The organism is Pelagivirga sediminicola (genome assembly GCF_003072125.1).
Taxonomy (GTDB): Bacteria; Pseudomonadota; Alphaproteobacteria; order Rhodobacterales; family Rhodobacteraceae; genus Roseovarius; species Roseovarius sediminicola.
Genome location: NZ_QCYH01000003.1, coordinates 228095 through 249559 on the forward strand (window position 1 = coordinate 228095; position 21465 = coordinate 249559).

The window sequence follows — 21465 nt, forward strand, 5'->3', positions numbered from 1 at the left end:
TTTGACACAGGAAGGTCTTGCGGCGATCAGCCAGGCGTATCTGGGGGATGTCGCCTATGAGAGGATCGCCAATGCCATCGTCAGCGGCGCGTTCCGGCCCGGCGAAAAGCTGACCATTCGCAGCCTTGCGGACATGCTCGAGATCAGCTCGACCCCCGTGCGGGATGCGGTCAAGCGGCTGCTGCTGGAAAACGCGCTGGAACAGCGCGGGCCGCGCGATATCCGGGTGCCGGTGATCACCAGCGACAGGTATCGCGAGATTGCCGAAATCCGGCTGGAGCTGGAAGGGCTGGCTGCGGACCGCGCCGCGCGCAGGCGCACGGAGGATGATCTGGTCGCGATGCGCCGCAACATCGACGAGAATGAGGAAGCGATCGCAAGCGGCAACTGGCAAAACGCCGTCCGCCTCAACAAGCAGTTTCATTTCAGCCTGGTCGACATGGCCGATATGCCGGTGCTGCGCGGCCTGCTCAGCGGCTTGTGGTTGCAGATCGGGCCGCCGATCTCGTCCTTTTACAGCCTCGGCGGGCGCGACATGATCGACCGTCATTACCTGGTGCTGGACGCCATCCGCGACCAGCGGCCCGGCGAGGCGCGGCGTCATATTTCGGTCGATATATCATCCTCTGTCGACAGTATCATCGCGCATATTTCCGTAGGGTCCGCCGACACTGCACGCGGCTGATCCCCGGCGCGGCGCCCATAGCTGCGTCAGCCTTCTGAGATGAACCCGCGGGTGGCCCGGAAGATCACGATTTCCTCATCGGTGGGCAGCGCGAGGATACGAACGGGGCTGTCGTCGCGTTGCAGATGGATCGCGTTGCGGCTGTTCGCCCCGGGGTCCAGATCCAGTCCGATCCAGCCCATTCCCTCGCAGATGCGCGCGCGCATGGTGGCGGAAAACTGACCGATCCCGGCAGTGAAAACCAGCGCGTCCAGCCCGCCGAGGGAAGCGGCCAGCGCCCCGATTTCCTGCTGCGCGCGATAGGCGAACAGCGCTTGCGCCAGCTCCGCGTTCGGATCCGTCGACGCCTCCAGAACGCGCAGATCGCCGCTCAGCCCCGACACGCCGCGCAGGCCCGACCGGGTATAGAGCAGATCGCTGACCTCGGCCGAGCTCATCGCGTGTGCGTCCAGCAGATGCAGCACCGCACCCGGATCGATCGCGCCCGAGCGCGTGCCCATTACCAGCCCGTCCAGCGCGGTCATGCCCATGGTCGTGGCAACGCTCTTTCCCTCCTTCATCGCGCACAGGCTGGCGCCGTTGCCCAGATGCGCCACGATGACCCGCCCCGCCGCCAAGCTGCCGATATGATCGGGCAGGCTGCCTGCGATGAACTGATAGGACAGTCCGTGAAATCCGTAGCGCTGGATGCCCGCATCGTGCAGATCACCGGGGATGGCGAAACGCTGCGCGACTTCCGGCTGGGTCCGGTGAAACGCCGTGTCGAAACAGCCGACTTGCGCGGCCTCGGGCCAGATCCGCCGCGCTGCCGCGACGCCGTGCAGGTTGTGGGGCTCATGCAGCGGGGCCAGCGGCACGAGGGCCTGCAGGTCGGCAATTATCGCGTCGGTCAGCAGAACGGGCGCGGTATGGCTGCGCCCGCCATGCACGATGCGGTGCCCGACCGCGACGATGCCGCTCAGACGCTCGGCCAGAAGGCCCAGCAGGAACGCCAGCAGCTCCTCCTCGGGCAGGTCCGGGGGGGCGGGCGCCGGATCGAAGAGGCCGCCATGATCGGTGTCGATCTCCAGCTCGGGCTTGCCGGTGCCCATACCCGTCAAGGCGCCCTGCAACGCGGGTTGCAAGGCGTGCACCGGATAGGCGGCAAACTTGATCGAGGATGAGCCGACGTTCAGGACAAGGATCGTTCCGGTCACATCGGGGGCCTTTTTGCGCGGGTCCGCTGATGCGCCACGAAAAGGCACGCCAGCGCGGCGGAGGCGATGCGCGCGTCCTGATCGTCCGACCGGCTGGTCAGGATGACCGGCACCCGCGCGCCCAGCGCCAAGCCCGCCGATTGCGCGCCGGCCAGATACACCAGCTGCTTGGCGATCATGTTGCCCGAAACCAGATCCGGCGCCACGAGGATATCGGCGAGGCCCGCGACATCGGACGTGATGCCCTTCATGCGCGCGGCTTCGGTCGATACCGCGTTGTCAAAGGCCAGCGGGCCGTCCACCAGCCCGCCGGTGATCTGCCCCCGGTCCGCCATCTTGCACAAGGCGGCGGCATCGACGGTCGAGCGGATTGCGGGCGTCACCGTTTCGACCGCCGACAGCACCGCCACCTTCGGTTCATCGATGCCAAGCGCATGGGCCAGGTCGATGGCGTTCTGGACGATGTCGCGTTTGACCTGCAGGTCAGGCTCGATATTGATCGCGGCGTCGGTGATGAAAAGCGGCTTGGAGTAATAAGGCACGTCCAGCGCGAAGATGTGGGTGATGCGCCGCTCGGTGCGCAGCCCGACCTGTTTGTCCAGCACCGCCTCCATCACCTCATCGGTGTGCAGCGCGCCCTTCATCAATGCCTCGACCTTGCCCGCGCAGGCCAGTGCGACCGCAGCCTCGGCCGAGGCGTGGCTGTGCGGCGCGGAAACAATCTCCAACCCTTCCAGCGACAGACCGGCAGCATCTGCGGCGCCGTTGATCCGGTCGGGCGGGCCGACCAGAACGGGATGGATCAGCCCCGCATCGCGCGCGGCCAGCGCACCGCCCAGCGACAGCGCATCGCACGGGTGGATGACCGCGACGCTGATCGCGCCCCGGTCGCGAGCCGCGCCCACCAGTTGGCGATGGCGCGCGCCCCGCTCGTGCGCGGGCGGCTGGTCCAACGCCAGAGGCGAGGCAATCTGATCGGGGGGCAAGGTCACTTTGCTACTCCTGCATTACGTAGTCGCCGGGCGCATCGCAGAGCGGTTTCAGCCCCGCCTTCGGCGCGCCCATTGCCGGAGCTTTGCCCAGCGGGCCAGAATGCGCAACCAGCCAGTCGCGCCAGGCAGTCCACCATGACCCTTCGTGCCGCGCTGCAGTTTCGGCCCATGTATCCGCGTCCAGATAGACATCACCATGCCGGGTGGTGTGCAGCCGGAAATGACGGCCCGCGCGGCCCGGTTGCGACACGATACCGCCGTTATGGCCGCCGCTGACCAGCGCGAATGTCACGTCGGTGTCTGTCAGGCGCTGAATGTGATAGGCCGATTTCCAGGGCGCGACATGGTCCCGCTCGGTTCCGACGGCAAAGATGGGACCGGCGATATCGGTCAGGGCCACTGCCTTGCCGTTGACGTCGAAACGGCCTTCGGCCAGATCGTTGTTGAGAAACAGACGCCGCAGATAATCCGAATGCATCCGGTAGGGCATCCGCGTTGCATCGGCGTTCCATGCCATCAGATCGTTCGGCTCACCCCGCTTGCCCAGCATGTATTCGCGTATCATGCGGCTCCAGATCAGATCGTTGGATTTGAGCATCTGGAAGGTGCCTGCCATCTGCTCGGCCTTCAGGACGCCCTGCTTCCACATCATGTCTTCCAGCAGCGCAAGCTGGCTGTCGTTGATGAACAGCGTCAGCTCGCCCGCGTCGGTGAAATCGGCCTGCGCGGCCAGCAGGCTGACGCTGGCCAGCCGGTCATCGCCGTCGCGCCCCATCGCGGCTGCCGCGATCGTCAGAAGGGTGCCGCCAAGGCAATAGCCGGTCGCGTGAATCTTCTGGTCCGGCACCACTTTCGCGACTGCGTCCAACGCGGCCATGACGCCCTGATTCAGGTAATCGTCCATCCCCAGATCGCGATCCGCGGGCCCGGGATTGCGCCACGAGATACAGAAGACGGTAAAACCCTGCCCGACCAGCCAGCCGATCATCGAATTTTCGGGCGACAGATCGAGGATATAGTATTTCATGATCCAGGCGGGCACGATCAGGATCGGCTCGGGATGCACCTGCCCGGTGGTCGGGCTGTACTGAATCAGCTCCATCAGGTTATTGCGAAAGACCACCTTGCCGGGCGTGGTGGCCAGCGTCTTGCCCACCTCGTACCCCTCCATCCCCGCAGGACGCTGGCCGGTTGCGGCCAGCATCAGATCCTCGCGCAGATACTGCATGCCGCGCACAAGGTTCTGCCCGCCCGTGCGCCAAGTCTCGCGCTGGACTTCGGGGTTGGTGAAAATGCTGTTGGTCGGCGCGGTCATGTCGGTGATCTGGCGGGCGACGAAACCGGCCACCTTTTCATGCGCGTCCGACATGCCGCGCAGGCCGGTGGTTGCCTCTGCCCACCAATCCTGCCGCGCCTTGTGGCTGGCGGCCAGCACGTTGAACGGCCAGCCTTGCCACGCCGGATCCTGATAGCGCACGTCATCGGCCTGAATATCCAGCCGCATCGCATCATCCATGAGCCGCCCGGCCGTCATGGCAGCCTTCGCCGCCAGTTCCATCTGGCGCCCCGGCGAGGCGGCCAGATGAGAGGCCCAGTCCCACCAGACCTGGCTCAGCGCGATCGGCGACAGCCCGCCCGTGCGGCTGGCCACGTTCGCATGAACCAATCGGTCGATATTGGCCGCGACGCGGTGCATGTCGAACTCCGCCGCCCCGGTCTCCGCACTGTTTTGCGCCCGGTCATTCATCGTGCATACTCCCACTTAGTGTGACGCTGCATTGTCGGCGGCAGTATGGGACGTTTCCGCCTGAGTGAACAGACGACACAAAGGCGCACCAAGGGCCGAAAACCGCCTAGGGCCGCGCTCCGCCAAAGGACAGCCCGGTGATCAGCTGGCGCAGGCCCAGCGCCGCGCCGCCGAAGATCGAGGCAAAGACGAGAGGCGCGTTCAGCGTCCACAGTGAGAACGCGGAGATCCCCTGACCGATGGTGCAGCCCATCGCCAGCGCCGCGCCGAACCCCATGAGGACCGCACCCAGCACCTGCCGTTTCAGCTCGCGCGGGTCTTCGCAGGCTTCCCATCGGAAATGCCCCTTGAAAAGGCTGCCCGCCGCCGCGCCCGCCAGCACCCCGCCGACCGAGCCGACCCCGAAGGTCAGCCCGCCGCCGCTGGACGTCATCAGGAACAGGAGCGCTTCGCCCAAGGGCGAGGTGAAGGTGTGACTGTTGACCGGATAGGCCCCGAGGCGCGCGCTGGCGACCCACTGCGTTCCCGCCCAGCCGCTGACGATGGCGACGCCCACGGCCGCGCCCCAGGTCACCGCCCTGGGGCTGCGCCGGAAATCGCGTGAGCACAGCATCCACGCCGTCAGCGCGGCGCTGAGCGCAAAACCCCACAGGACCGGCGCGATCCCGGTCGCGGCGCCGAGCGCGTCGGGATAGCTGCGCAGCGGGGTGGGCATGTCGCTGAGCTCAAGCGCGGCAAGGCGCAGATGGGCAAACGGGCCGGACAGCATGAAAAACGTCGCGATCCCCATGACCAGCACGATCACGAAGGACCGCAGATCGCCGCCGCCGAACCGGGCCAGCGCGCCAAAGCCGCAATTTCCCGCCAGCGCCATGCCATAGCCAAACATCAGCCCGCCGAAAATGCCCAGCGCGGGCGACCACGGCGCCAGGTGATAGATCGTCTGCGCAGGCTCCAGCGCGCCCAGCGCGACCAGCCCGGACGTGCCGATGCCCGCAATGCCGATGGCCAGACCCCACATGCGCAGGCGGACGCCATCGCCCTGATAGAGGTAATCCTCGATCGCGCCCAGCGTGCAGAACCGGCCCAGCCGCGCGGCCAGCCCAAGGATGATCCCTCCGGCAAAACCGATCAGGGCCAGTATCACGGCATCGGGCAGTGAGGTCAGCATTTGGCGTCTCCCGCAGGACAACGGGCGGTGGCTAGGGCGTCACGTGTCTTTGCAGAACAGATCGTAGACGAGATCAAGTATCTGAATGGCGCGCGGATCTGTCAAACGATAGTAGATCGCCTTGCCCTCGCGGCGCGGCGCCACCAGACCTTCGCTGCGCAGCCGCGCCAATTGCTGCGACACGGCGGCTTGACGCGACGACAGCAATTGCTCCAGCTCGGTCACGGATTTCTCGCCGGTGGCCAGATGACACAGGATCATCAACCGGCCCTCGTGGCTGATCGCTTTCAGGAATTGCGACGCGTTGCGCGCGTTCTCCATCATCCGTTCGAGTTCGGAACCGGACATATCCTTGGTGATGACGGGCAGTGACATTTCGAGTACTCGTCCGTTTTGCTTTGAAAATCAGTTACCGGATGGCTTGTCGCATGGCAAATATCGCCGATTGTCGCAGCTTTCTCACGGCTCGCCCTCCGGCTCGATGCCGTGTTCATCCAGCAGCTTGCCGAGCACAAACCAGAAAAATTCGTCGCCCGCGTAGCCCTCCATCCGGCCCAGCTCCTGCCCGTCCTCGACCAGAACGAAGGTGGGCGTGAACACCGGGCGCGATGCAAATTCGATGTCATCGGGCAGATCGCGCAGTTGCACCCGGCGCAGCGGCGCACGCGCGCCCTGCTCGGTCTTGGGGTAGATATGGGAAATTTCCTTGTCCCACTGCGCGCAGTAGATGCAGCCGTCCTGCTCGACCATGACAAGATCGGCCGCGACGGCCGCGAGCGGCAGACATCCCATCACGAAGGCAAGACCGAAGCGTTTCATCGGAGTTCCGATTGACGTGTCAACAAAATATAGAATAACTTGAATGTGTAAGCAGCACAAGCGCCGGGGTGGTTTGCGATGTTCGACGTGTCTTTGATGGGGGCCTTTCTGGGCGGGCTGATCGTGTTTTTCTCGCCCTGCGTTCTGCCCATCGTGCCGTTCTACCTCAGCTACATGGCGGGCGCGTCGATGTCCGAAATCAGCGGCGAGGGCGAGCTGGCGCCGGGCGTGCGCAAGCGTGCGTTCCTTGCGTCGATCATGTTCTCGCTGGGGATCATCACGGTGTTCGTCCTGCTGGGCGCGGCGGCCTACGGGCTGAGCCAGACGTTCCGCAGCATGCAGACCGAATTTCGCCTGTTTGCGGCGCTGGTGGTGTTGGTGATGGGCCTGCATTTTTTGGGCGTGTTCCGCATCGGATTTCTCAACCGCGCGTTCCAGATGGACGCGGGCGATACGAAAAACATGTCCGTTCTGGGCGCCTATGTCGTCGGGTTCGCCTTTGCCGCCGGATGGACGCCCTGCGTGGGCGGCGTGCTGACCGCGGTCGTGTTCACCGCCAGCACCGAGGCGACGGCGCTGCGCGGGCTGATCCTGCTGCTGGTCTTTGGCGTGGCGATGACGGCGCCCTTCGTGGTCGCGTCGCTCTTTATCGGGCCGTTCCTGAAATTCGCCTCGAAATTCCGCCGCCATCTGCCCAAGGTCGAAAAGGCGATGGGCATCCTGATGATCCTTTTCGCGATCCTGATCGCCACGGACAGTATCAACTATATCGCTCAATGGATGCTGGAAGCCTTCCCCGCCTTTCAGAACATATAAGGAGATACCGCAATGAAACGCCTGTTTGCCGCCCTTGTCCTGACCCTCCTGCCCGCCTTTGCGATGGCCGCCACCATCGGCGATGACGGCCTGCACAAGGAACCGTGGATGCGCGACACCTTCAAGGATCTGAACGAGGATCTGGCCGAGGCCAACGAGATGGGCAAGCGGCTGGTCGTGATGGTCGAGCAGCGCGGCTGCATCTATTGCAAGCAGATGCATGAGGAAGTGTTTTCGCAGCCCGAAATCGCGGATTATATCTCGGAGAATTTCTTTGTCGTGCAGGTCAATCTGCATGGCGATACCGAAATGACCGATTTCGACGGCGAGACGCTGAGCGAAAAGCAGGCGACGCGCAAATGGGGGCTGCTCTTCACCCCGTCGATTCTGTTCCTGCCCGAAGAGGTCGAGGAGGGCGCCACGGCACAAAGCGCCGCCGTCGCGCTGATGCCGGGCGCATTTGGGCCCGATACCACGCTGGATATGTTTACTTGGGTCAATGAAAAGCGGTACGAGCTTGATTCCGATGAGGATTTCCAGCGCTACCATGCCCGCCGCATTCAGGAGCGGCAAAGCGAGGCCGCCGAATAAAGCGCGCTCAAATTCAATTTTGTGAACTTGTTCTTGATTGATCCCGGTATCGTATCCTAGGGTATGCCAAGACTTGAATGTGTTTGGGAGGACGCATGGAACGCAAATTCCTCGTGATTTTGGCTTTGGCCGCATCGACAGGTGTCGCATCTGCCGCAGAGACGACAGAGCCCGGCAATGTCGAGTTCGTCGACGGCGCGGTCGAGGCATCGCTGACCGGTGTTCCGGGTGATGCCGCCAACGGGCGCAAGATCGTCGGCGACAAGGGCCTTGGCAACTGCGTGGCCTGCCACCAGAACGGCGACATGACCGATATCCCGTGGCACGGCGAAATCGGCCCCATGCTGGACGGTGCCGGCGAACGCTGGAGCGAGGCGGAATTGCGCGGTATCGTGGCCAACGCCAAGATGATGTTTCCCGACAGCATGATGCCGTCCTTCTACAAGGTCGACGGATTCATCCGGCCCGGCAAGGCATTCACCGGCAAGGCGGCGGACGATTCGTTCGGCCCGCTGCTGGAGGCGCAACAGGTCGAGGATGTGGTCGCGTATCTGACCACCCTCAAGGACGACTGACAGTTTACGAAATAGCGGCCCGCACGGGCCTTACGGAGGACTTACATGCAACTGACACGACGCGATGCAATCCTGATGGGCGCGGGCGCGGCCCTGGTCGTCGGCCTTCCGCTGCGCGCCTTTGCCGTGACGGGTGACGAGGCGATCGCCGCCTTTACCGGTGGCGCCGAAGTAAGCGAGGGCGACATCAAGCTGACCGCGCCCGAGATCGCCGAGAACGGCAACACCGTTCCGATCGAGGTGTCGTCCGACAGCGCGGCCGAGATCATGGTTCTGGCCATGGGCAACCCCGAGCCTGCCGTGGCGACGTTCAAGTTCGGCCCGCTCGCCGCCTCGCGCAGCGCATCCACGCGCATCCGTTTGGCCGGCACGCAGGACGTGGTCGCCATTGCCAAGCTCGAAGACGGCTCGTTCGTCAAGGCATCCTCGACCGTCAAGGTCACCATCGGCGGCTGCGGCGGCTGAGCATAGCGAATTTTTCGGGCCACGGGGCATCCGCGCCGCGGCCAGAACACACAGTCAATCAGGAGTGAAGTGAATGGCCGAAGGTGTAAAACCCCGCGTCAAAGTCCCCAAATCAGCAGCCGCCGGCGAGGCGATCGTCATCAAGACGCTGATCAGTCACAAGATGGAATCCGGTCAGCGCAAGGATGATGAAGGAAACGTCATTCCGCGGTCGATCATCAACCGTTTCACCTGTGATTTCAACGGCGAGAACATCATCGACATCACGCTGGAGCCGGCGATTTCGACCAACCCGTACCTGGAATTCGAGGCGACCGTTCCCGAAGAGGGCGAATTCAAGTTCACATGGTACGACGATGACGGGTCTGTCTATGAGGACAGCAAGAAGATCTCGATCGAGTAAGCCCGCGAAACGTGAGCCAACTGTCTTGGGAGGGACATGCATGAAACGACTGACCGCCGCCTTTACGGTCTGCCTGATGGCCGGTGCTCCGACCTGGGCGGACCCGGTTGAGGATACGCTTGTCCTGAACGGCGAGACCGAAATCGTCACGCGCACGGATGCGCCCCCCGCCAGCGCGGATGCCTTTGACGAGGTGATTTCCGGCTGGCTTTTCCGCGGGGACGAAACGCGCGAAATGCAGATGGATGATTTCGACAACCCCGGCATGATCTTTGTCGAACAGGCCGAGGACAGCTGGAACACGGCCGAGGGCGACGCGGGCAAGTCCTGCGCCGATTGTCACGGCGCGTCCGAGGAAATGGCAGGCGTGCGCCCCGTCTATCCCAAGTGGAACGACGAGGCGGGCGAGGTCCGCTCGCTGGAAATGCAGATCAACGACTGCCGCGAGAACCGCATGGAAGCGGAGCCGTGGAAATACACCGGCAACGAGATGGTCAACATGACCGCGCTTCTGGCCTCCGTCTCGCGCGGCATGCCGATGAACGTGGCCTCCGACGGTCCCGCGCAGGAAACGTGGGAGCAGGGTAAGGAGCTTTACTACACACGCTTCGGCCAGTTGGAGCTGGCTTGCGCGAACTGTCACGAGGACAATTACGGCCGCATGATCCGCGCCGACCATCTCAGCCAGGGGCATATCAACGGCTTTCCGGTCTACCGGCTGAAAAATACCAAGCTGAACGCGGTGCATGGCCGGTTCAAGGGCTGCGTGCGCGACACCCGCGCCGAGACGTTCGCCCCCGGCAGCCCGGAATTCGTCGCGCTTGAGCTGTATGTCGCAACGCGCGGCAATGGCTTGGGTGTCGAAGGGCCGTCCGTCCGCAACTAACCCCCCGTGTCAGCCCCGCACGGGATCCCGTGCGGGGCTTTCTCGTCTTATTACATTCAGGAACACGCATATGATATCCCGGCGCGACTTTCTTCAGACCAGCATGGCGGCCAGCGCGATCCTTGGCGCGTCCGGTTTCGGGCAATGGGGACGCATCGCCGCGCAACAGAGCCTCTCGCAGGACCAGTTGCTGGAGTTCGACAGCTTCGGCAATGTCACGCTGATCCACATCACCGACATTCACGCGCAGCTGAAGCCGATCTATTTTCGCGAGCCATCGGTCAACCTTGGCGTCGGCCCGAACAAGGGAGAGGTGCCGCACCTGACCGGCGCCGATTTCCGCCGTATGTATGGGATCGACGACGGATCTTACGCGCATTACGCCCTCTCGTCGGGCGATTTCACTGCTCTGGCCGAGGGGTATGGCCGCGTTGGCGGGCTGGACCGTGTGGCGACCGTGATCAACAGCATTCGCGCGGATCGCCCCGACGCGCTGCTGCTGGATGGCGGCGACACGTGGCATGGCAGCTATACCTGCCACCACACCGCTGGGCAGGACATGGTCGATGTGATGAACGCGCTCAAGCCCGACGCGATGACGTTCCATTGGGAGTTCACGCTCGGCTCGGACAGGGTGCAGGAAATCGTCGAGGGGCTGCCCTTTGCCGCGCTGGGGCAGAACATTTTCGATGCCGAATGGGACGAGCCGGCCGAGCTGTTTCCGCCCTACAAGATGTTCGAGCGGGGCGGCACCAAGATTGCTGTGATCGGGCAAGCCTTCCCCTACATGCCGATTGCCAATCCCGGCTGGATGTTCCCCGAATACTCCTTTGGTATCCGCGACGAGCATATGCAGAAGATGGTCGATCAGGTCCGCGCCGAAGGCGCCGAGCTAGTCGTCTGCCTCAGCCATAACGGCTTTGACGTGGACAAGAAGATGGCCGGGATCGTCACCGGCATCGACGTGATCCTGTCGGGCCACACCCACGACGCCCTGCCCGAGCCTGTGCTGGTCGGCGACACGATCATCGTCGCCTCGGGCAGCAACGGCAAATTCGTCAGCCGCGTCGATCTGGACGTCAAGGACGGGCGCATGATGGGCTTCCGTCACAAGCTGATCCCGATCCTGTCGGACGTGATCGAGCCGGACAAGGAGATGGCGCAGCTGATCGACGACGTTCGCGCGCCTTACGAGGAGGCGCTGAGCGAGGTGATCGGCAAGTCCGACAGCCTGCTTTACCGGCGCGGCAATTTCAACGGCACATGGGACGACGTGATCTGCGACGCCCTGCGGTCCGAGCGCGAGGCCGATATCGCGCTCAGCCCCGGCGTGCGCTGGGGCCCGTCGATCCTGCCCGGTCAGGACATCACGCGCGAGGATCTGTGGAATGTCACGTCGATGTCCTATCCCGCCGCCTATCGCAATGAAATGACGGGCGAATATCTGCATGTCGTACTGGAGGACGTGGCCGACAACATCTTCAACCCCGATCCCTATTACCAGCAGGGCGGCGACATGGTGCGCACCGGGGGCCTCGGCTATCGCATCGACATCACCAAGCCGCAGGGCCAGCGCATCAGCGAGATGACCCTGCTGAAGACCGGCGAAAAGATCGACCCGGCCAAGACCTATCAGGTGGCCGGCTGGGCGTCGGTCAACGAGGGCACCGAGGGCCCGCCGATCTGGGACGTGGTCGAGGCGCATATCCGCAAGATGGGCACCGTCACGGCGCCCGAGAACGACAGCGTCGTGGTTGTCGGAGAATGAGCAAGATGAGACAAAAGACGGAGGAAAAGATGTCCAACGGACCCTCACGCCGCACGTTTCTGCGCGGCGCCGCTGCAGGCACCGCGCTGCTGGCGGGCACGGCCGCCCGCGCGCAAACGCCCGATCCGCTGATAACCGAGGTGCAGCCCTGGGCCAGCGGCTTTGGCGATCCGGTCGATGCGCATCCCTACGGCATGCCGATCCGGTTCGAGGATGACGTGGTCCGCCGCAATGTCGAATGGCTGACGGCCGATACGATCAGCTCGATCAACTTCACGCCGATCCACGCGCTGGACGGCACGATCACCCCGCAGGGCTGCGCGTTCGAGCGGCACCATTCCGGCGCGATCGAGCTGAGCAAGGCCGATTACCGCCTGATGATCAACGGCCTCGTCGATCGCCCGCTGGTCTTCACCTATGCCGATCTTGAGCGATTCCCGCGCGAAAACCATGTCTATTTCTGCGAATGCGCGGCCAATAGCGGCATGGAATGGGCCGGCGCGCAGCTGAACGGCGCGCAGTTCACTCATGGCATGATTCACAACATGGAATATACCGGCGTGCCCCTGCGCACCCTGCTGGAAGAGGCGGGCTTGGATACCGCCGGCGATCTGTCAGGCAAGTGGGTCTATGTCGAAGGTGCCGACGCGTCCAGCAATGGCCGCTCGATCCCGATGGAAAAGGCGCTGGACGATTGCCTGATCGCCTTCAAGGCCAATGGCGAGGCCCTGCGCAAGGAGCACGGATACCCTGTGCGTCTGGTCGTTCCCGGCTGGGAAGGCAACATGTGGATCAAGTGGATCCGCCGGATCGAGGTGACGGACGGCCCGATGGAGAGCCGCGAGGAAACGTCGAAATACACCGACGTGATGAAGGACGGCAGCGCGCGCAAATGGACATGGGCGATGGACGCCAAATCGGTCGTCACCTCGCCCAGCCCGCAGGCCCCGATCACCCACGGCAAGGGGCCGCTGGTCATCAGCGGTCTGGCGTGGTCCGGGCGCGGCGCGATCACCCGCGTGGACGTGTCCAAGGACGGCGGCAAGACGTGGCAGACCGCCCGTCTGGCGAAACCCGGCGAGAAGATGGCGCTGACCCGCTTTTACCTCGATACCGAGTGGGACGGCGAGCAGATGCTGCTGCAAAGCCGCGCGATGGACGATACGGGCTATGTCCAGCCCACCAAGGATCAGCTGCGCGAGGTGCGCGGATTGAACTCGGTCTATCACAACAATGGTATCCAGACATGGCTGGTCAATGCCAGCGGGGAGGCGGAAAATGTCGAAGTTTCTTAAGATCGCCGCATCGCTGGCCCTGCTTGGCACCTCCGCGCAGGCCGAGGGATTCGGGCTTGGCCGCGAGGCGCTGCCCAAGGAGATTGCCGCCTGGGACGTGTCGGTGCGCCCCGATGGCACGGGGCTGCCCGAGGGCTCCGGCGACGTCTGGACCGGCGAAGAGGTCTTTGCCGACAAATGCGCCGTCTGCCATGGCGATTTCGCCGAAGGCGTCGGCAACTGGCCCAAGCTGGCCGGCGGCTGGGACACGCTGGACCGCAAGGACCCGGTCAAGACCGTCGGCAGCTACTGGCCCTATCTTTCGACCACGTGGGATTACATCAATCGCTCGATGCCTTTCGGCGACGCCCAGACGCTGGAGCCGGACGAGGTATATGCGATGGTCGCCTATATCCTTTATTCCAATGACATCGTGGATGACGATTTTGTCCTGTCCAAAGACACGTTTCTGGACGTGGAGATGCCCAATGCCGATGGCTTCTTCGTCGATGACCGGGACGAGACGGAATATGCGCAGTGGTCCGGCGAGCCATGCATGGAAAACTGCAAGGACAATGTCGAAGTCACCATGCGCGCCGTGTTCCTGGACGTGACCCCCGGCGTTGACGAGGCCGCCACCAGCGACGGCCAGATCACCGACGAGCCCGCGCAGGCCGCCGCCACGACCGAGGACACCGCCGAGGAACCGGCCGAAGAGGTGGCCGAGCAGGACAGCGCCGCGCCCGACCCCGAACTGGTCGCCGCGGGCGAGAAGGTGTTCCGCAAATGCGCGGCCTGTCATCAGGTGGGCGAGGGTGCGAAAAACCGTGTCGGTCCCACCCTTAACGGTATCGTCGGTCATCCTGCGGGGCAGGTGGACGGGTTCAGGTATTCGAACGCGCTCACGGACATGGCCGATGATGGCCTTGTCTGGGACGACGAGAACCTGAGGGCGTTTCTGGCCGATCCGCGCGGCTTCATGAAGGGCACGAAGATGAGCTTTGCCGGGCTGCGCAAGGATGATGATCTGGACGCGATCCTGGCCTATCTGGCGAGCTTTGCGGGGTGATCCGGCGGGCATCTGCCCTCACGATGACGCTGGCCGCGGTGATCGCGGCCAGCACCTCCCCGGCGGCCCCGGTGGGCGATGCCGCGAGGGGCGCGGAGGTGTTCCGCCAATGCGCCGCCTGCCACGAGGTGGGACCGCAGGCGCGCGATCGGATCGGCCCGCATCTGAACGGGCTTTTCGGGCGCCCCGCCGCATCGCATGATGGCTATCGGTATTCCGAATCAATGGCCCGCGCCGGCGATGACGGGCTGATCTGGACGGACGATACGCTGAGCGCCTATATCGAAAACCCCCGCGCCCTGGTGTCCAGGACTCGCATGAGCTTTGCGGGCCTGCCGGACGCGCAGGCGCGCGCCGATCTGCTGGCCCATCTGCGCCGTTTTTCCGACAACCCCTCGGACATTCCCGAGGCCGAGCCGACCGCGCGCGGCACCGATCACGATCTGGATCCGGCGATCCTCGCGCTTGTGGGCGATCCCGAATATGGCGAATACCTGTCCAGCGAATGTGTCTCGTGCCATCAGGCCGATGGCAGCGCGCAGGGCATACCCTCCATCACCGGCTGGCCGACCGAGGATTTCGTCGCGGCCATGCATGCCTACAAGGCCCGGCTGCGCCCGCACCCCGTCATGCAGATGATGGCCGGGCGCCTGAGCGACGAGGAGATTGCCGCGCTGGCCGCTTATTTCAAGGACCTCTGACAAGGAGGCCGTTTATAGGGAGGACGTGACATGAGATTGAACAGACGCCTGTTTCTGGGCAATGGCGCCGCCGCTGCCACCACGCTTGCGGCGCCTGCGCTGCTGGCCGAGGGCGGCGGCAAGCCCCGCGTCATCGTCATCGGCGGCGGGGCCGGCGGCGCAACCGCCGCGCGCTATATCGCCAAAGACAGCAAGGGCGCCATCGACGTCACCCTGATCGAGCCGTCTCGCGCCTATTACACCTGTTTCTTCTCCAACCTCTATATCGGCGGTTTCCGCGAGATGGACGATCTGGGCCACACCTACGGCGCGCTTGCGGCAAATCACGGCATCAACGTCGTGCATGACTGGGCCATCGGCGTGGACCGGGACGCCAAGGCCGTAAGCCTCGCCGACGGCGCGTCCCTGTCCTATGACAAGCTGATCCTCAGCCCCGGCATCGATTTTGTCGATGGCGCGGTCGAGGGATGGTCGCTGTCTGCGCAAAACGCGATGCCGCACGCGTTCAAGGGCGGCTCGCAGACGGAGCTGCTGAAGGCGCAGATCGCGTCGATGCCCGAGGGCGGCATCTTCGCGATGGTGGCGCCGCCCAATCCGTTCCGCTGCCCGCCGGGCCCGTATGAGCGGATTTCGATGGTCGCGCACAGCCTCAAGCAGACAAACCCGACGGCCAAGATCATCGTCGCGGACCCCAAGGCGAAATTCTCGAAGATGGCGCTGTTCCAGGAGGGCTGGCTGGAACATTATCCCGGCATGATCGACTGGATCGGCGAGGATTTCGGCGGCGCCAACGTGTCCGTCGACCCCGATGCAATGACGATCACCATAGACGGCGAGACGACCAAGGTGAATGTGTGCAACGTGATCCCCGCGCAGAAGGCGGGCCACATTGCCGAAATGGCCGGTGTCACGGGCGGCAACTGGGCCCCGATCAACGCCGAGGACATGAGCAGCAAGGCCGACCCGGACATTCACGTTCTGGGGGACGCGGCCGATCAGGGCGACATGCCCAAATCGGGCTTTGCCGCCAACAGCCAGGCCAAGGTCTGCGCCAATGCCGTGCGCGGCGCGCTGACGGGATCACGGGTGTTTCCGCCGAAATTCACCAACACATGCTGGTCGCTGATCGACACCGATGACGGCGTCAAGGTGGGCGCAACCTACGAGGTCAGGGATGGCCGCATCGCCAAGGTCGACGGCTTCATCTCCGCCCCCGGCGAGAGCGCGGATTTGCGCCGCGCCACGTTCGAGGAATCAGAAGGCTGGTATGCCGGCATCGTCGCTGACATGTTCAGCTAGGCGGCGCTGCGCACGCCGCCGCGCCATGTTTCAATTCTACCACCAACCGGAGGACATCACATGAAACGCTTTATCCTTGCAACAGCGCTGGCGCTTGGCGCCGCGCCTGCCATGGCCGCTGACGAGGCTGTCACCTATCCATTCAAGGGCAGCTTCGGCGACGCGGCCTTTGCCGTGGAAAACGCGATCATCGGGCGCGGTCTGGTCATCGATTATGTCAGCCATACCGGCGAGATGCTGAACCGCACCGCCGCCGATGTCGGCAGCGAGAAAAAGCTGTTCGAAGAGGCGGACATCTTCCTGTTCTGCTCGGCCCAGGTGTCGCGCACGGTGATGGAGGCCGATCCGATGAACATCGCCCATTGCCCCTATGGCATCTTCGTCGCCGATCAGGAAGGCGACGTGATGATCGGCTATCGCACCTATCCCGAAGGCCCGATGCAGGAGGTTCAGGCGCTTCTGGACGAGATCGTGCAAGAGGCGCTGAAGTAACTCCTCAGGGCTGTTTCACGCAAGCCGCGGCGCCGTCACTCGGCAGGTTGCAGCGACGGCGCCCGGCCCGCCACGCGGTCCGCGATCAGCGCGCCCGCGCCGATGGACAGCAGCGCAACGATGGCCGCGATGCTGAGCATCGACACGCCCGACAGGCCCGCGCCCACGGTGCACCCGCCGGCTAGAACGCCGCCGAACCCCATCAGCGCCGCCCCCGCGATATAGCGCAGCGTTTGCGGCGCGTCCGAAAAGCTGACCCATTGCAGCTCGCGCCGCGCCGCCGCGGACGCGAACGCCCCGCCCAGCACGCCGCCGATCATCCCTACGCCGAACCCCGCCGGAATGGACGTGGAGGCGATGGTCCAGAAAAGCGTGTCCGCCCATGGTGAGGTAAAGGCCATGGATTGCACCGGCATCGGATCGAACTCGTCCAGCAACAGCCATCCCGTCGCGACCCAGCCCGACGTGACCAGCAGGCCGACGACGGCCGCCATTGCCACATGCAGCGGACGCGGCCGCAGCATGACGACCGCCGCGATCAGCCCCGCGACCAACAAGGCCGCCCATGTCAGCAGGCCGCCCGGCAACTCTGCCAGCGATCCGATCCCGATATCGGCCGTCACCCTGCCCAGCCCGACACGCAGAGGGGCCAGAACGCCCTTGAGCGTTGCATGCGCCACCAGCGCAAAGATCACGAAGACGCTCAGCGCGCGCAGGTTGCCGGTGCCGCCCAGCACCGTCATGCGGCTGATGCAGCCGCGCGTCAGCACCATGCCGATCCCGAAGGCCAGCCCGCCGACGACGACCGCGAGCAATGGCAGGTCGGCCGATTGCAGGCGATGATCCGAAAGGTCGATCCACCCGGCCCATGTGGCCGCGCTGGTTGCGACGATGGCCGTCGCCAGCGCCGCGGCCCAAGTGCCCAGCGCGGGCGCACGGTCCGGCCCCGCGACAAGGCCGCGCCGCAGGCAAAAACGGCTGATCTGCGCCGCGATCCCAAAGGCCAGCCCAAGCGCCAGCCCCAGCAGAAGATGCGCGCCCTGCACATCGAACGGCAGATCGTAAAGATCGAACAGCATCGCAGAATCGCCCCCTTGGCAAAACAAAGTCACCTTGCTCCAGATCGTGTTTGCATGGTTCGCGTCAAGGGATGAGGGCCGCCCGACTGTTCCGCTCGCTGGATGCCTGTGCAAAAGCTGTTCCCGCAGAATGGAGCGCGCCCGAACAAGCGGCCTGCGGATCGCGCGGCGGGCCGAAAACCTGTCTTATTTCGCGTACCATGTTAGAAAAGGGCGGCAGGAATTTGTGCTGAGTTTGCGCTGGAACACGGCGCGCCGCCGGACGCCGTGCAATAGTCGCGCCGTCCGGCACGCCGGGCACAAGCAGAAGGACCGGTACATGTTGGAGTTTTTGCTGGACCGCTATGGCGACGGCGCCGTTCTGGCGATGGCTGGCGCGCTGGCCGGGCTGATTTTCGGAGCGGCGGCGCAACATTCGCGGTTCTGCTTGCGCGCCGCGTCCGTCGAGGTGTCCGAAGGCGTGTTCGGCCCGCGCCTTTATATCTGGCTGATCGCCTTCACCGCGGCCGTCGCGTCCGCGCAGGGGCTGATCGCGCTGGACCTTCTGGATGTCCGCACGTCGCGCCAGATCGCCACCACCGGCAGCCTGTCTGGCGCGATCATCGGCGGGCTGATGTTTGGCTGCGGCATGATCCTGGCGCGCGGCTGCGCCAGCCGCCTGTTGGTGCTGTCGGCCACGGGCAACCTGCGCGCCATCGTCAGCGGGCTGGTCCTGACGCTTGCGGCGCAGGCGTCGCTGCGCGGGGTTCTGTCACCGCTTCGCGAACGGCTGGCGTCGCTGTGGCTGGTGGATGGCGGGAAGGCGCGCGATATCCTGGCGCTGGTGGGTCTGCCTGCGGGCGCCGCGGCCATCATCGCTGCGGCGCTGCTGCTGATCTCGCTGGGGCTGGCGCGGCGCAAGCTGGTGCCGCTCACGCATGCGATGGCCGCCGTTGTCGTTGGGCTTGCCGTGGCGCTTGGCTGGGTGCTGACCTTTGCCATTTCGCAGATCTCGTTCGAGGTCGTGCCGATCTCGTCGATCACCTTTACCGGCCCGTCGACCGATACGCTGATGGGGCTGGTCGACAATGTGCGCCTGCCGCTTGGCTTTGGCGTCGGGCTGGTGCCCGGTGTCTTTGCCGGCTCTGCGCTGATGGCGATTGCCACGCGCGAATTCCGGATCGAGCGGTTCGGCCGCGGCACCCCGATGGAGCGTTATCTGATCGGCGCCGTCCTGATGGGGTTCGGTAGCATGCTGGCCGGGGGCTGCGCCGTGGGGGCGGGCATGTCGGGCGGGTCGGTCTTTGCCGTCACCGGCTGGCTGGCGGTGTTCTGCATGTGGATCGGGGCGATGGTCACGCACCGCCTGCTCGATCCGGGATTCGCGGTCAAGGCCGCCTGAGCGTCACTCGAATTCCATCTGCTCGAACACGCGGCCGGCATTCTTGGTTGCCAGCTCGTCGAACGTGTCCAGACGCGCATAGGGCGATTGATCAACGTAATAGGCATCGGCCAGCCCGCCGCCCGCCTCCAGATGCGCGCCGATCTTGCCGCGCAGATAGACGAGGTAATCCCTGGTAAAGCGGCGCACCTGCGCCATGTTCGTCGGATGCCCGTGACCGGGGATGACATAGGTCGCGCCCAGCGGCTCGAATTCGTTGTCCCATGTCTCCAGCCAGTCGGCGGTGTAGGTATCGGCAAAGATCGGCAAGAGCCGCTCGTGGAAGGCCATGTCGCCGGAGATGACAAGGCTCTGCTCGGGCAGCCAGATCACGATGTCGCCGGGCGAATGGGCCGGGCCGAGATAGCGCGCCTCGATGCGGAAATCGCCCATCTCGACGATATACTCATCCTCGAACGTCTCGGTCGGGCCTTGCACCTCGGTCCCTTCGGCGCGGTCCTTGTTATATCCCTTCATGTCCTCAAGGATCGTGCCGCCATATTGCGCCACCACCTCGGCGGCATCGACATGCGCAACGATCGGCACGCCCTGTTCGGCCCAGTAATTGTTGCCCAGCACGGCATGCCCCTGCCCGTTCTCGTTGAAGACCAGCTTGACCTCCTCATCGGTGACGGCGCGGATCTCCTCGTGCAGCGCCTTGGCCAGACCGTAGGCCGCGCCGCCGTTGACGACGACCACGCCCTCGCCGGTCACGATAAAGCTGAGGTTGTTGTTATGGCCCGCATTTTCGTAGGTGGGCGGGGCGGTGGCGCCGATTGCGGAAAAGACGCCGGGGATCACCTCGAACTGTTTGTTGTAAAGCAGCGAGCCGGGATATTTGTCCGCGATATCCTCGCTGGCATGGGCGGCGGTGGCCGCAAGAATGAAAGGTATTATCCAGCGCATCATGCGTCCTTTGCAACAAAACGATAGTTATCTCCGGCCCGCTCGACCCGGCCCAGCCCGCCATGCGACAGATGAAATCCGATGATGGCAATGTCGTCCGTGGCCAACTGATCCAGCAGCCGAACGCGCGTCTGCGCGCCCAGATCGGTGTCCTGATCCGAGCCGATGGCCCAGCCCGGGCGCTCGAACGCGACGTGATCGTTGCCGATGGCATCACCGATGACCATCACGGCGCTTGTGCCGTCGCGGATCTCGAACGACATATGGCCGGGGGTGTGGCCGGGCGTGGAATGGGCCATGACACCAGGCAGGATCTCGTCCCCGCCCTTGAAGAATGTCACCTGATCCTCGATCGCGGACAGCCGCCGCGCGGCGCCGACGGCAAAGGATGCGCGCCCTTCGTCGATGGTGTCCACCGTGTCGGGATCGGTCCAGTAATCCCATTCGGCCTGCCCGATCATCAGCTCGGCCGAGCCAAAGACAGGGTCATCGAAATCGTCCAGAACGCCCCACAGGTGATCGGGATGCGCATGGGTAAAGACGACATGCGTGATGTCGTCGGGCGCCAGCCCCTCGGCCTCCAGACTGTCCAGCAGTTTGCCGGTGCTGGGCATGAATGCCGGACCGGCGCCCGCGTCAAACAGGACCGTTCTGCCGGGCTGCCGCAATAGGGTCAGATTGCAGGGCGGCGTCAGCTCGTCCCGTGGCACGTTGTGCCTGGCAAGGATCAGGTCCAGCTCATCCTCGGGCAGGCCCTCGAAAAAGAACGAGGCGGGCAGCACGAGGTTGCCATCGCTCAGCGCGATCACCGCGCCCTCGCCCAGTTGCATCGCGCTGCGGGCAAGCGACATGGACGGCACACCCGATAGCGCCAGCCCGCTCAACCCGGCGAGCATTTGCCTTCTGTCGATCTGCATGATCCCCCCTTTTGGATAACAAATTCCATTCCCTGAATATCACATCATCATTCGTTCAAACACAAGTCTTGCTTTGACGGCCCGGGCCCCCACCGGCCCTGCCGTGACGCGAGGCTTGCTATCGCAGGCGGGCTGCGCGACCATCGCCGTTGTCATGATGCAGAACGTTTGCATATAAGCGGATATGACGTCGC

At 64.4% G+C, this 21465-nt stretch carries 23 protein-coding genes; 14 read left to right on the plus strand and 9 right to left on the minus strand.

The window, feature by feature from the left end:
* Position 1 precedes the first annotated feature (1 nt).
* Positions 2 to 685: a GntR family transcriptional regulator gene (locus tag DC366_RS07385; RefSeq protein WP_108691553.1), complete on the plus strand. Its 684-nt coding sequence runs from the start codon at positions 2 to 4 to the stop codon at positions 683 to 685.
* A gap of 26 nt (positions 686 to 711) precedes the next feature.
* Here DC366_RS07385 and DC366_RS07390 read toward each other — a convergent pair whose 3' ends face one another.
* The 6 genes from DC366_RS07390 to DC366_RS07415 all read right to left on the minus strand — a co-directional run bounded on the left by DC366_RS07390 (position 712) and on the right by DC366_RS07415 (position 6610).
* A complete protein-coding gene (locus tag DC366_RS07390; protein WP_108691554.1) occupies positions 712 to 1881 on the minus strand; it encodes an acetate/propionate family kinase in 1170 nt (389 codons plus the stop codon).
* Positions 1878 to 2873, minus strand: a complete 996-nt coding sequence (locus tag DC366_RS07395) for a bifunctional enoyl-CoA hydratase/phosphate acetyltransferase (protein ID WP_108691555.1) — start codon at positions 2871 to 2873, stop codon at positions 1878 to 1880. The genes DC366_RS07390 and DC366_RS07395 overlap by 4 nt, the downstream gene beginning before the upstream one ends.
* A 4-nt stretch (positions 2874 to 2877) precedes the next feature.
* Entirely contained in the window at positions 2878 to 4620 is a 1743-nt protein-coding gene (locus DC366_RS07400) for a PHA/PHB synthase family protein (RefSeq protein ID WP_108691556.1), read from the minus strand.
* Between the two features lie 106 nt (positions 4621 to 4726).
* Complete coding sequence (locus tag DC366_RS07405) at positions 4727 to 5791, minus strand: YeeE/YedE family protein (protein ID WP_108691557.1); 1065 nt, start codon at positions 5789 to 5791, stop codon at positions 4727 to 4729.
* Between the two features lie 39 nt (positions 5792 to 5830).
* On the minus strand, positions 5831 to 6166 hold the full coding sequence (locus DC366_RS07410; protein WP_108691558.1) for an ArsR/SmtB family transcription factor: 336 nt from the start codon (positions 6164 to 6166) through the stop codon (positions 5831 to 5833).
* A gap of 84 nt (positions 6167 to 6250) precedes the next feature.
* Positions 6251 to 6610 (minus strand): thioredoxin fold domain-containing protein, encoded by a 360-nt coding sequence (locus tag DC366_RS07415; RefSeq protein WP_108691559.1) that lies wholly within the window; start codon positions 6608 to 6610, stop codon positions 6251 to 6253.
* A gap of 78 nt (positions 6611 to 6688) precedes the next feature.
* Here DC366_RS07415 and DC366_RS07420 point away from each other — a divergent pair, with 78 nt between their 5' ends.
* The 12 genes from DC366_RS07420 to DC366_RS07475 all read left to right on the plus strand — a co-directional run bounded on the left by DC366_RS07420 (position 6689) and on the right by DC366_RS07475 (position 16949).
* Entirely contained in the window at positions 6689 to 7426 is a 738-nt protein-coding gene (locus DC366_RS07420; RefSeq protein ID WP_108691560.1) for a cytochrome c biogenesis CcdA family protein, read from the plus strand.
* Between the two features lie 12 nt (positions 7427 to 7438).
* Entirely contained in the window at positions 7439 to 8017 is a 579-nt protein-coding gene (locus tag DC366_RS07425; protein WP_108691561.1) for a thioredoxin family protein, read from the plus strand.
* A gap of 95 nt (positions 8018 to 8112) precedes the next feature.
* Complete coding sequence (gene soxX, locus DC366_RS07430) at positions 8113 to 8592, plus strand: sulfur oxidation c-type cytochrome SoxX (protein WP_108691562.1); 480 nt, start codon at positions 8113 to 8115, stop codon at positions 8590 to 8592.
* 45 nt (positions 8593 to 8637) lie between these two features.
* Positions 8638 to 9057 carry a thiosulfate oxidation carrier protein SoxY gene (gene soxY / locus DC366_RS07435; RefSeq protein ID WP_108691563.1) on the plus strand — a complete coding sequence of 140 codons (420 nt, stop codon included), beginning with the start codon at positions 8638 to 8640 and terminating at the stop codon, positions 9055 to 9057.
* Positions 9058 to 9130: 73 nt separating this feature from the next.
* The gene (soxZ, locus tag DC366_RS07440) at positions 9131 to 9460 is read left to right on the plus strand and encodes a thiosulfate oxidation carrier complex protein SoxZ (RefSeq protein WP_108691564.1); all 330 of its coding nucleotides are present in this window, start codon (positions 9131 to 9133) and stop codon (positions 9458 to 9460) included.
* A 40-nt stretch (positions 9461 to 9500) separates the two neighbouring features.
* Entirely contained in the window at positions 9501 to 10346 is an 846-nt protein-coding gene (gene soxA / locus DC366_RS07445) for a sulfur oxidation c-type cytochrome SoxA (RefSeq protein ID WP_108691565.1), read from the plus strand.
* A gap of 70 nt (positions 10347 to 10416) precedes the next feature.
* Entirely contained in the window at positions 10417 to 12114 is a 1698-nt protein-coding gene (gene soxB / locus DC366_RS07450) for a thiosulfohydrolase SoxB (protein WP_108691566.1), read from the plus strand.
* Between the two features lie 29 nt (positions 12115 to 12143).
* Entirely contained in the window at positions 12144 to 13409 is a 1266-nt protein-coding gene (soxC, locus tag DC366_RS07455; protein ID WP_108691722.1) for a sulfite dehydrogenase, read from the plus strand.
* A complete protein-coding gene (locus DC366_RS07460; protein ID WP_108691567.1) occupies positions 13393 to 14457 on the plus strand; it encodes a c-type cytochrome in 1065 nt (354 codons plus the stop codon). Before soxC ends, DC366_RS07460 begins: the two co-directional genes overlap by 17 nt.
* 23 nt (positions 14458 to 14480) lie before the next feature.
* Entirely contained in the window at positions 14481 to 15158 is a 678-nt protein-coding gene (locus tag DC366_RS07465; protein WP_108691568.1) for a c-type cytochrome, read from the plus strand.
* Between the two features lie 30 nt (positions 15159 to 15188).
* A complete protein-coding gene (locus tag DC366_RS07470) occupies positions 15189 to 16457 on the plus strand; it encodes an FCSD flavin-binding domain-containing protein (RefSeq protein ID WP_108691569.1) in 1269 nt (422 codons plus the stop codon).
* Positions 16458 to 16517: 60 nt separating this feature from the next.
* On the plus strand, positions 16518 to 16949 hold the full coding sequence (locus DC366_RS07475) for a DUF302 domain-containing protein (protein ID WP_108691570.1): 432 nt from the start codon (positions 16518 to 16520) through the stop codon (positions 16947 to 16949).
* Between the two features lie 35 nt (positions 16950 to 16984).
* Here DC366_RS07475 and DC366_RS07480 read toward each other — a convergent pair whose 3' ends face one another.
* Positions 16985 to 18028 carry a YeeE/YedE family protein gene (locus DC366_RS07480; RefSeq protein ID WP_108691571.1) on the minus strand — a complete coding sequence of 348 codons (1044 nt, stop codon included), beginning with the start codon at positions 18026 to 18028 and terminating at the stop codon, positions 16985 to 16987.
* Positions 18029 to 18347: 319 nt separating this feature from the next.
* Here DC366_RS07480 and DC366_RS07485 point away from each other — a divergent pair, with 319 nt between their 5' ends.
* Positions 18348 to 19409 carry a YeeE/YedE family protein gene (locus DC366_RS07485; RefSeq protein WP_108691723.1) on the plus strand — a complete coding sequence of 354 codons (1062 nt, stop codon included), beginning with the start codon at positions 18348 to 18350 and terminating at the stop codon, positions 19407 to 19409.
* A gap of 3 nt (positions 19410 to 19412) precedes the next feature.
* Here the strand turns inward: DC366_RS07485 and DC366_RS07490 are convergent, their stop codons facing one another.
* Together DC366_RS07490 and DC366_RS07495 are read right to left on the minus strand one after the other, a co-directional pair.
* Entirely contained in the window at positions 19413 to 20357 is a 945-nt protein-coding gene (locus tag DC366_RS07490) for an MBL fold metallo-hydrolase (protein ID WP_108691572.1), read from the minus strand.
* Complete coding sequence (locus DC366_RS07495) at positions 20354 to 21271, minus strand: MBL fold metallo-hydrolase (RefSeq protein ID WP_108691573.1); 918 nt, start codon at positions 21269 to 21271, stop codon at positions 20354 to 20356. Before DC366_RS07495 ends, DC366_RS07490 begins: the two co-directional genes overlap by 4 nt.
* Positions 21272 to 21465 lie beyond the last annotated feature (194 nt).

Excerpts from the sequence above, each read along its gene's own strand:
- DC366_RS07400 (WP_108691556.1), bottom strand. The coding sequence starts at position 4,620 with ATGAATGACCGGGCGCAAAACAGTGCGGAGACCGGGGCGGCGGAGTTC.
- DC366_RS07405 (WP_108691557.1), bottom strand. The coding sequence starts at position 5,791 with ATGCTGACCTCACTGCCCGATGCCGTGATACTGGCCCTGATCGGTTTT.
- DC366_RS07410 (WP_108691558.1), bottom strand. The coding sequence starts at position 6,166 with ATGTCACTGCCCGTCATCACCAAGGATATGTCCGGTTCCGAACTCGAA.
- DC366_RS07415 (WP_108691559.1), bottom strand. The coding sequence starts at position 6,610 with ATGAAACGCTTCGGTCTTGCCTTCGTGATGGGATGTCTGCCGCTCGCG.
- DC366_RS07420 (WP_108691560.1), top strand. The coding sequence starts at position 6,689 with ATGTTCGACGTGTCTTTGATGGGGGCCTTTCTGGGCGGGCTGATCGTG.
- DC366_RS07425 (WP_108691561.1), top strand. The coding sequence starts at position 7,439 with ATGAAACGCCTGTTTGCCGCCCTTGTCCTGACCCTCCTGCCCGCCTTT.
- soxX (WP_108691562.1), top strand. The coding sequence starts at position 8,113 with ATGGAACGCAAATTCCTCGTGATTTTGGCTTTGGCCGCATCGACAGGT.
- soxY (WP_108691563.1), top strand. The coding sequence starts at position 8,638 with ATGCAACTGACACGACGCGATGCAATCCTGATGGGCGCGGGCGCGGCC.
- soxZ (WP_108691564.1), top strand. The coding sequence starts at position 9,131 with ATGGCCGAAGGTGTAAAACCCCGCGTCAAAGTCCCCAAATCAGCAGCC.
- soxA (WP_108691565.1), top strand. The coding sequence starts at position 9,501 with ATGAAACGACTGACCGCCGCCTTTACGGTCTGCCTGATGGCCGGTGCT.
- soxB (WP_108691566.1), top strand. The coding sequence starts at position 10,417 with ATGATATCCCGGCGCGACTTTCTTCAGACCAGCATGGCGGCCAGCGCG.
- soxC (WP_108691722.1), top strand. The coding sequence starts at position 12,144 with ATGTCCAACGGACCCTCACGCCGCACGTTTCTGCGCGGCGCCGCTGCA.
- DC366_RS07460 (WP_108691567.1), top strand. The coding sequence starts at position 13,393 with ATGTCGAAGTTTCTTAAGATCGCCGCATCGCTGGCCCTGCTTGGCACC.
- DC366_RS07465 (WP_108691568.1), top strand. The coding sequence starts at position 14,481 with ATGACGCTGGCCGCGGTGATCGCGGCCAGCACCTCCCCGGCGGCCCCG.
- DC366_RS07470 (WP_108691569.1), top strand. The coding sequence starts at position 15,189 with ATGAGATTGAACAGACGCCTGTTTCTGGGCAATGGCGCCGCCGCTGCC.
- DC366_RS07475 (WP_108691570.1), top strand. The coding sequence starts at position 16,518 with ATGAAACGCTTTATCCTTGCAACAGCGCTGGCGCTTGGCGCCGCGCCT.
- DC366_RS07480 (WP_108691571.1), bottom strand. The coding sequence starts at position 18,028 with ATGCTGTTCGATCTTTACGATCTGCCGTTCGATGTGCAGGGCGCGCAT.
- DC366_RS07485 (WP_108691723.1), top strand. The coding sequence starts at position 18,348 with ATGTTGGAGTTTTTGCTGGACCGCTATGGCGACGGCGCCGTTCTGGCG.
- DC366_RS07490 (WP_108691572.1), bottom strand. The coding sequence starts at position 20,357 with ATGATGCGCTGGATAATACCTTTCATTCTTGCGGCCACCGCCGCCCAT.
- DC366_RS07495 (WP_108691573.1), bottom strand. The coding sequence starts at position 21,271 with ATGCAGATCGACAGAAGGCAAATGCTCGCCGGGTTGAGCGGGCTGGCG.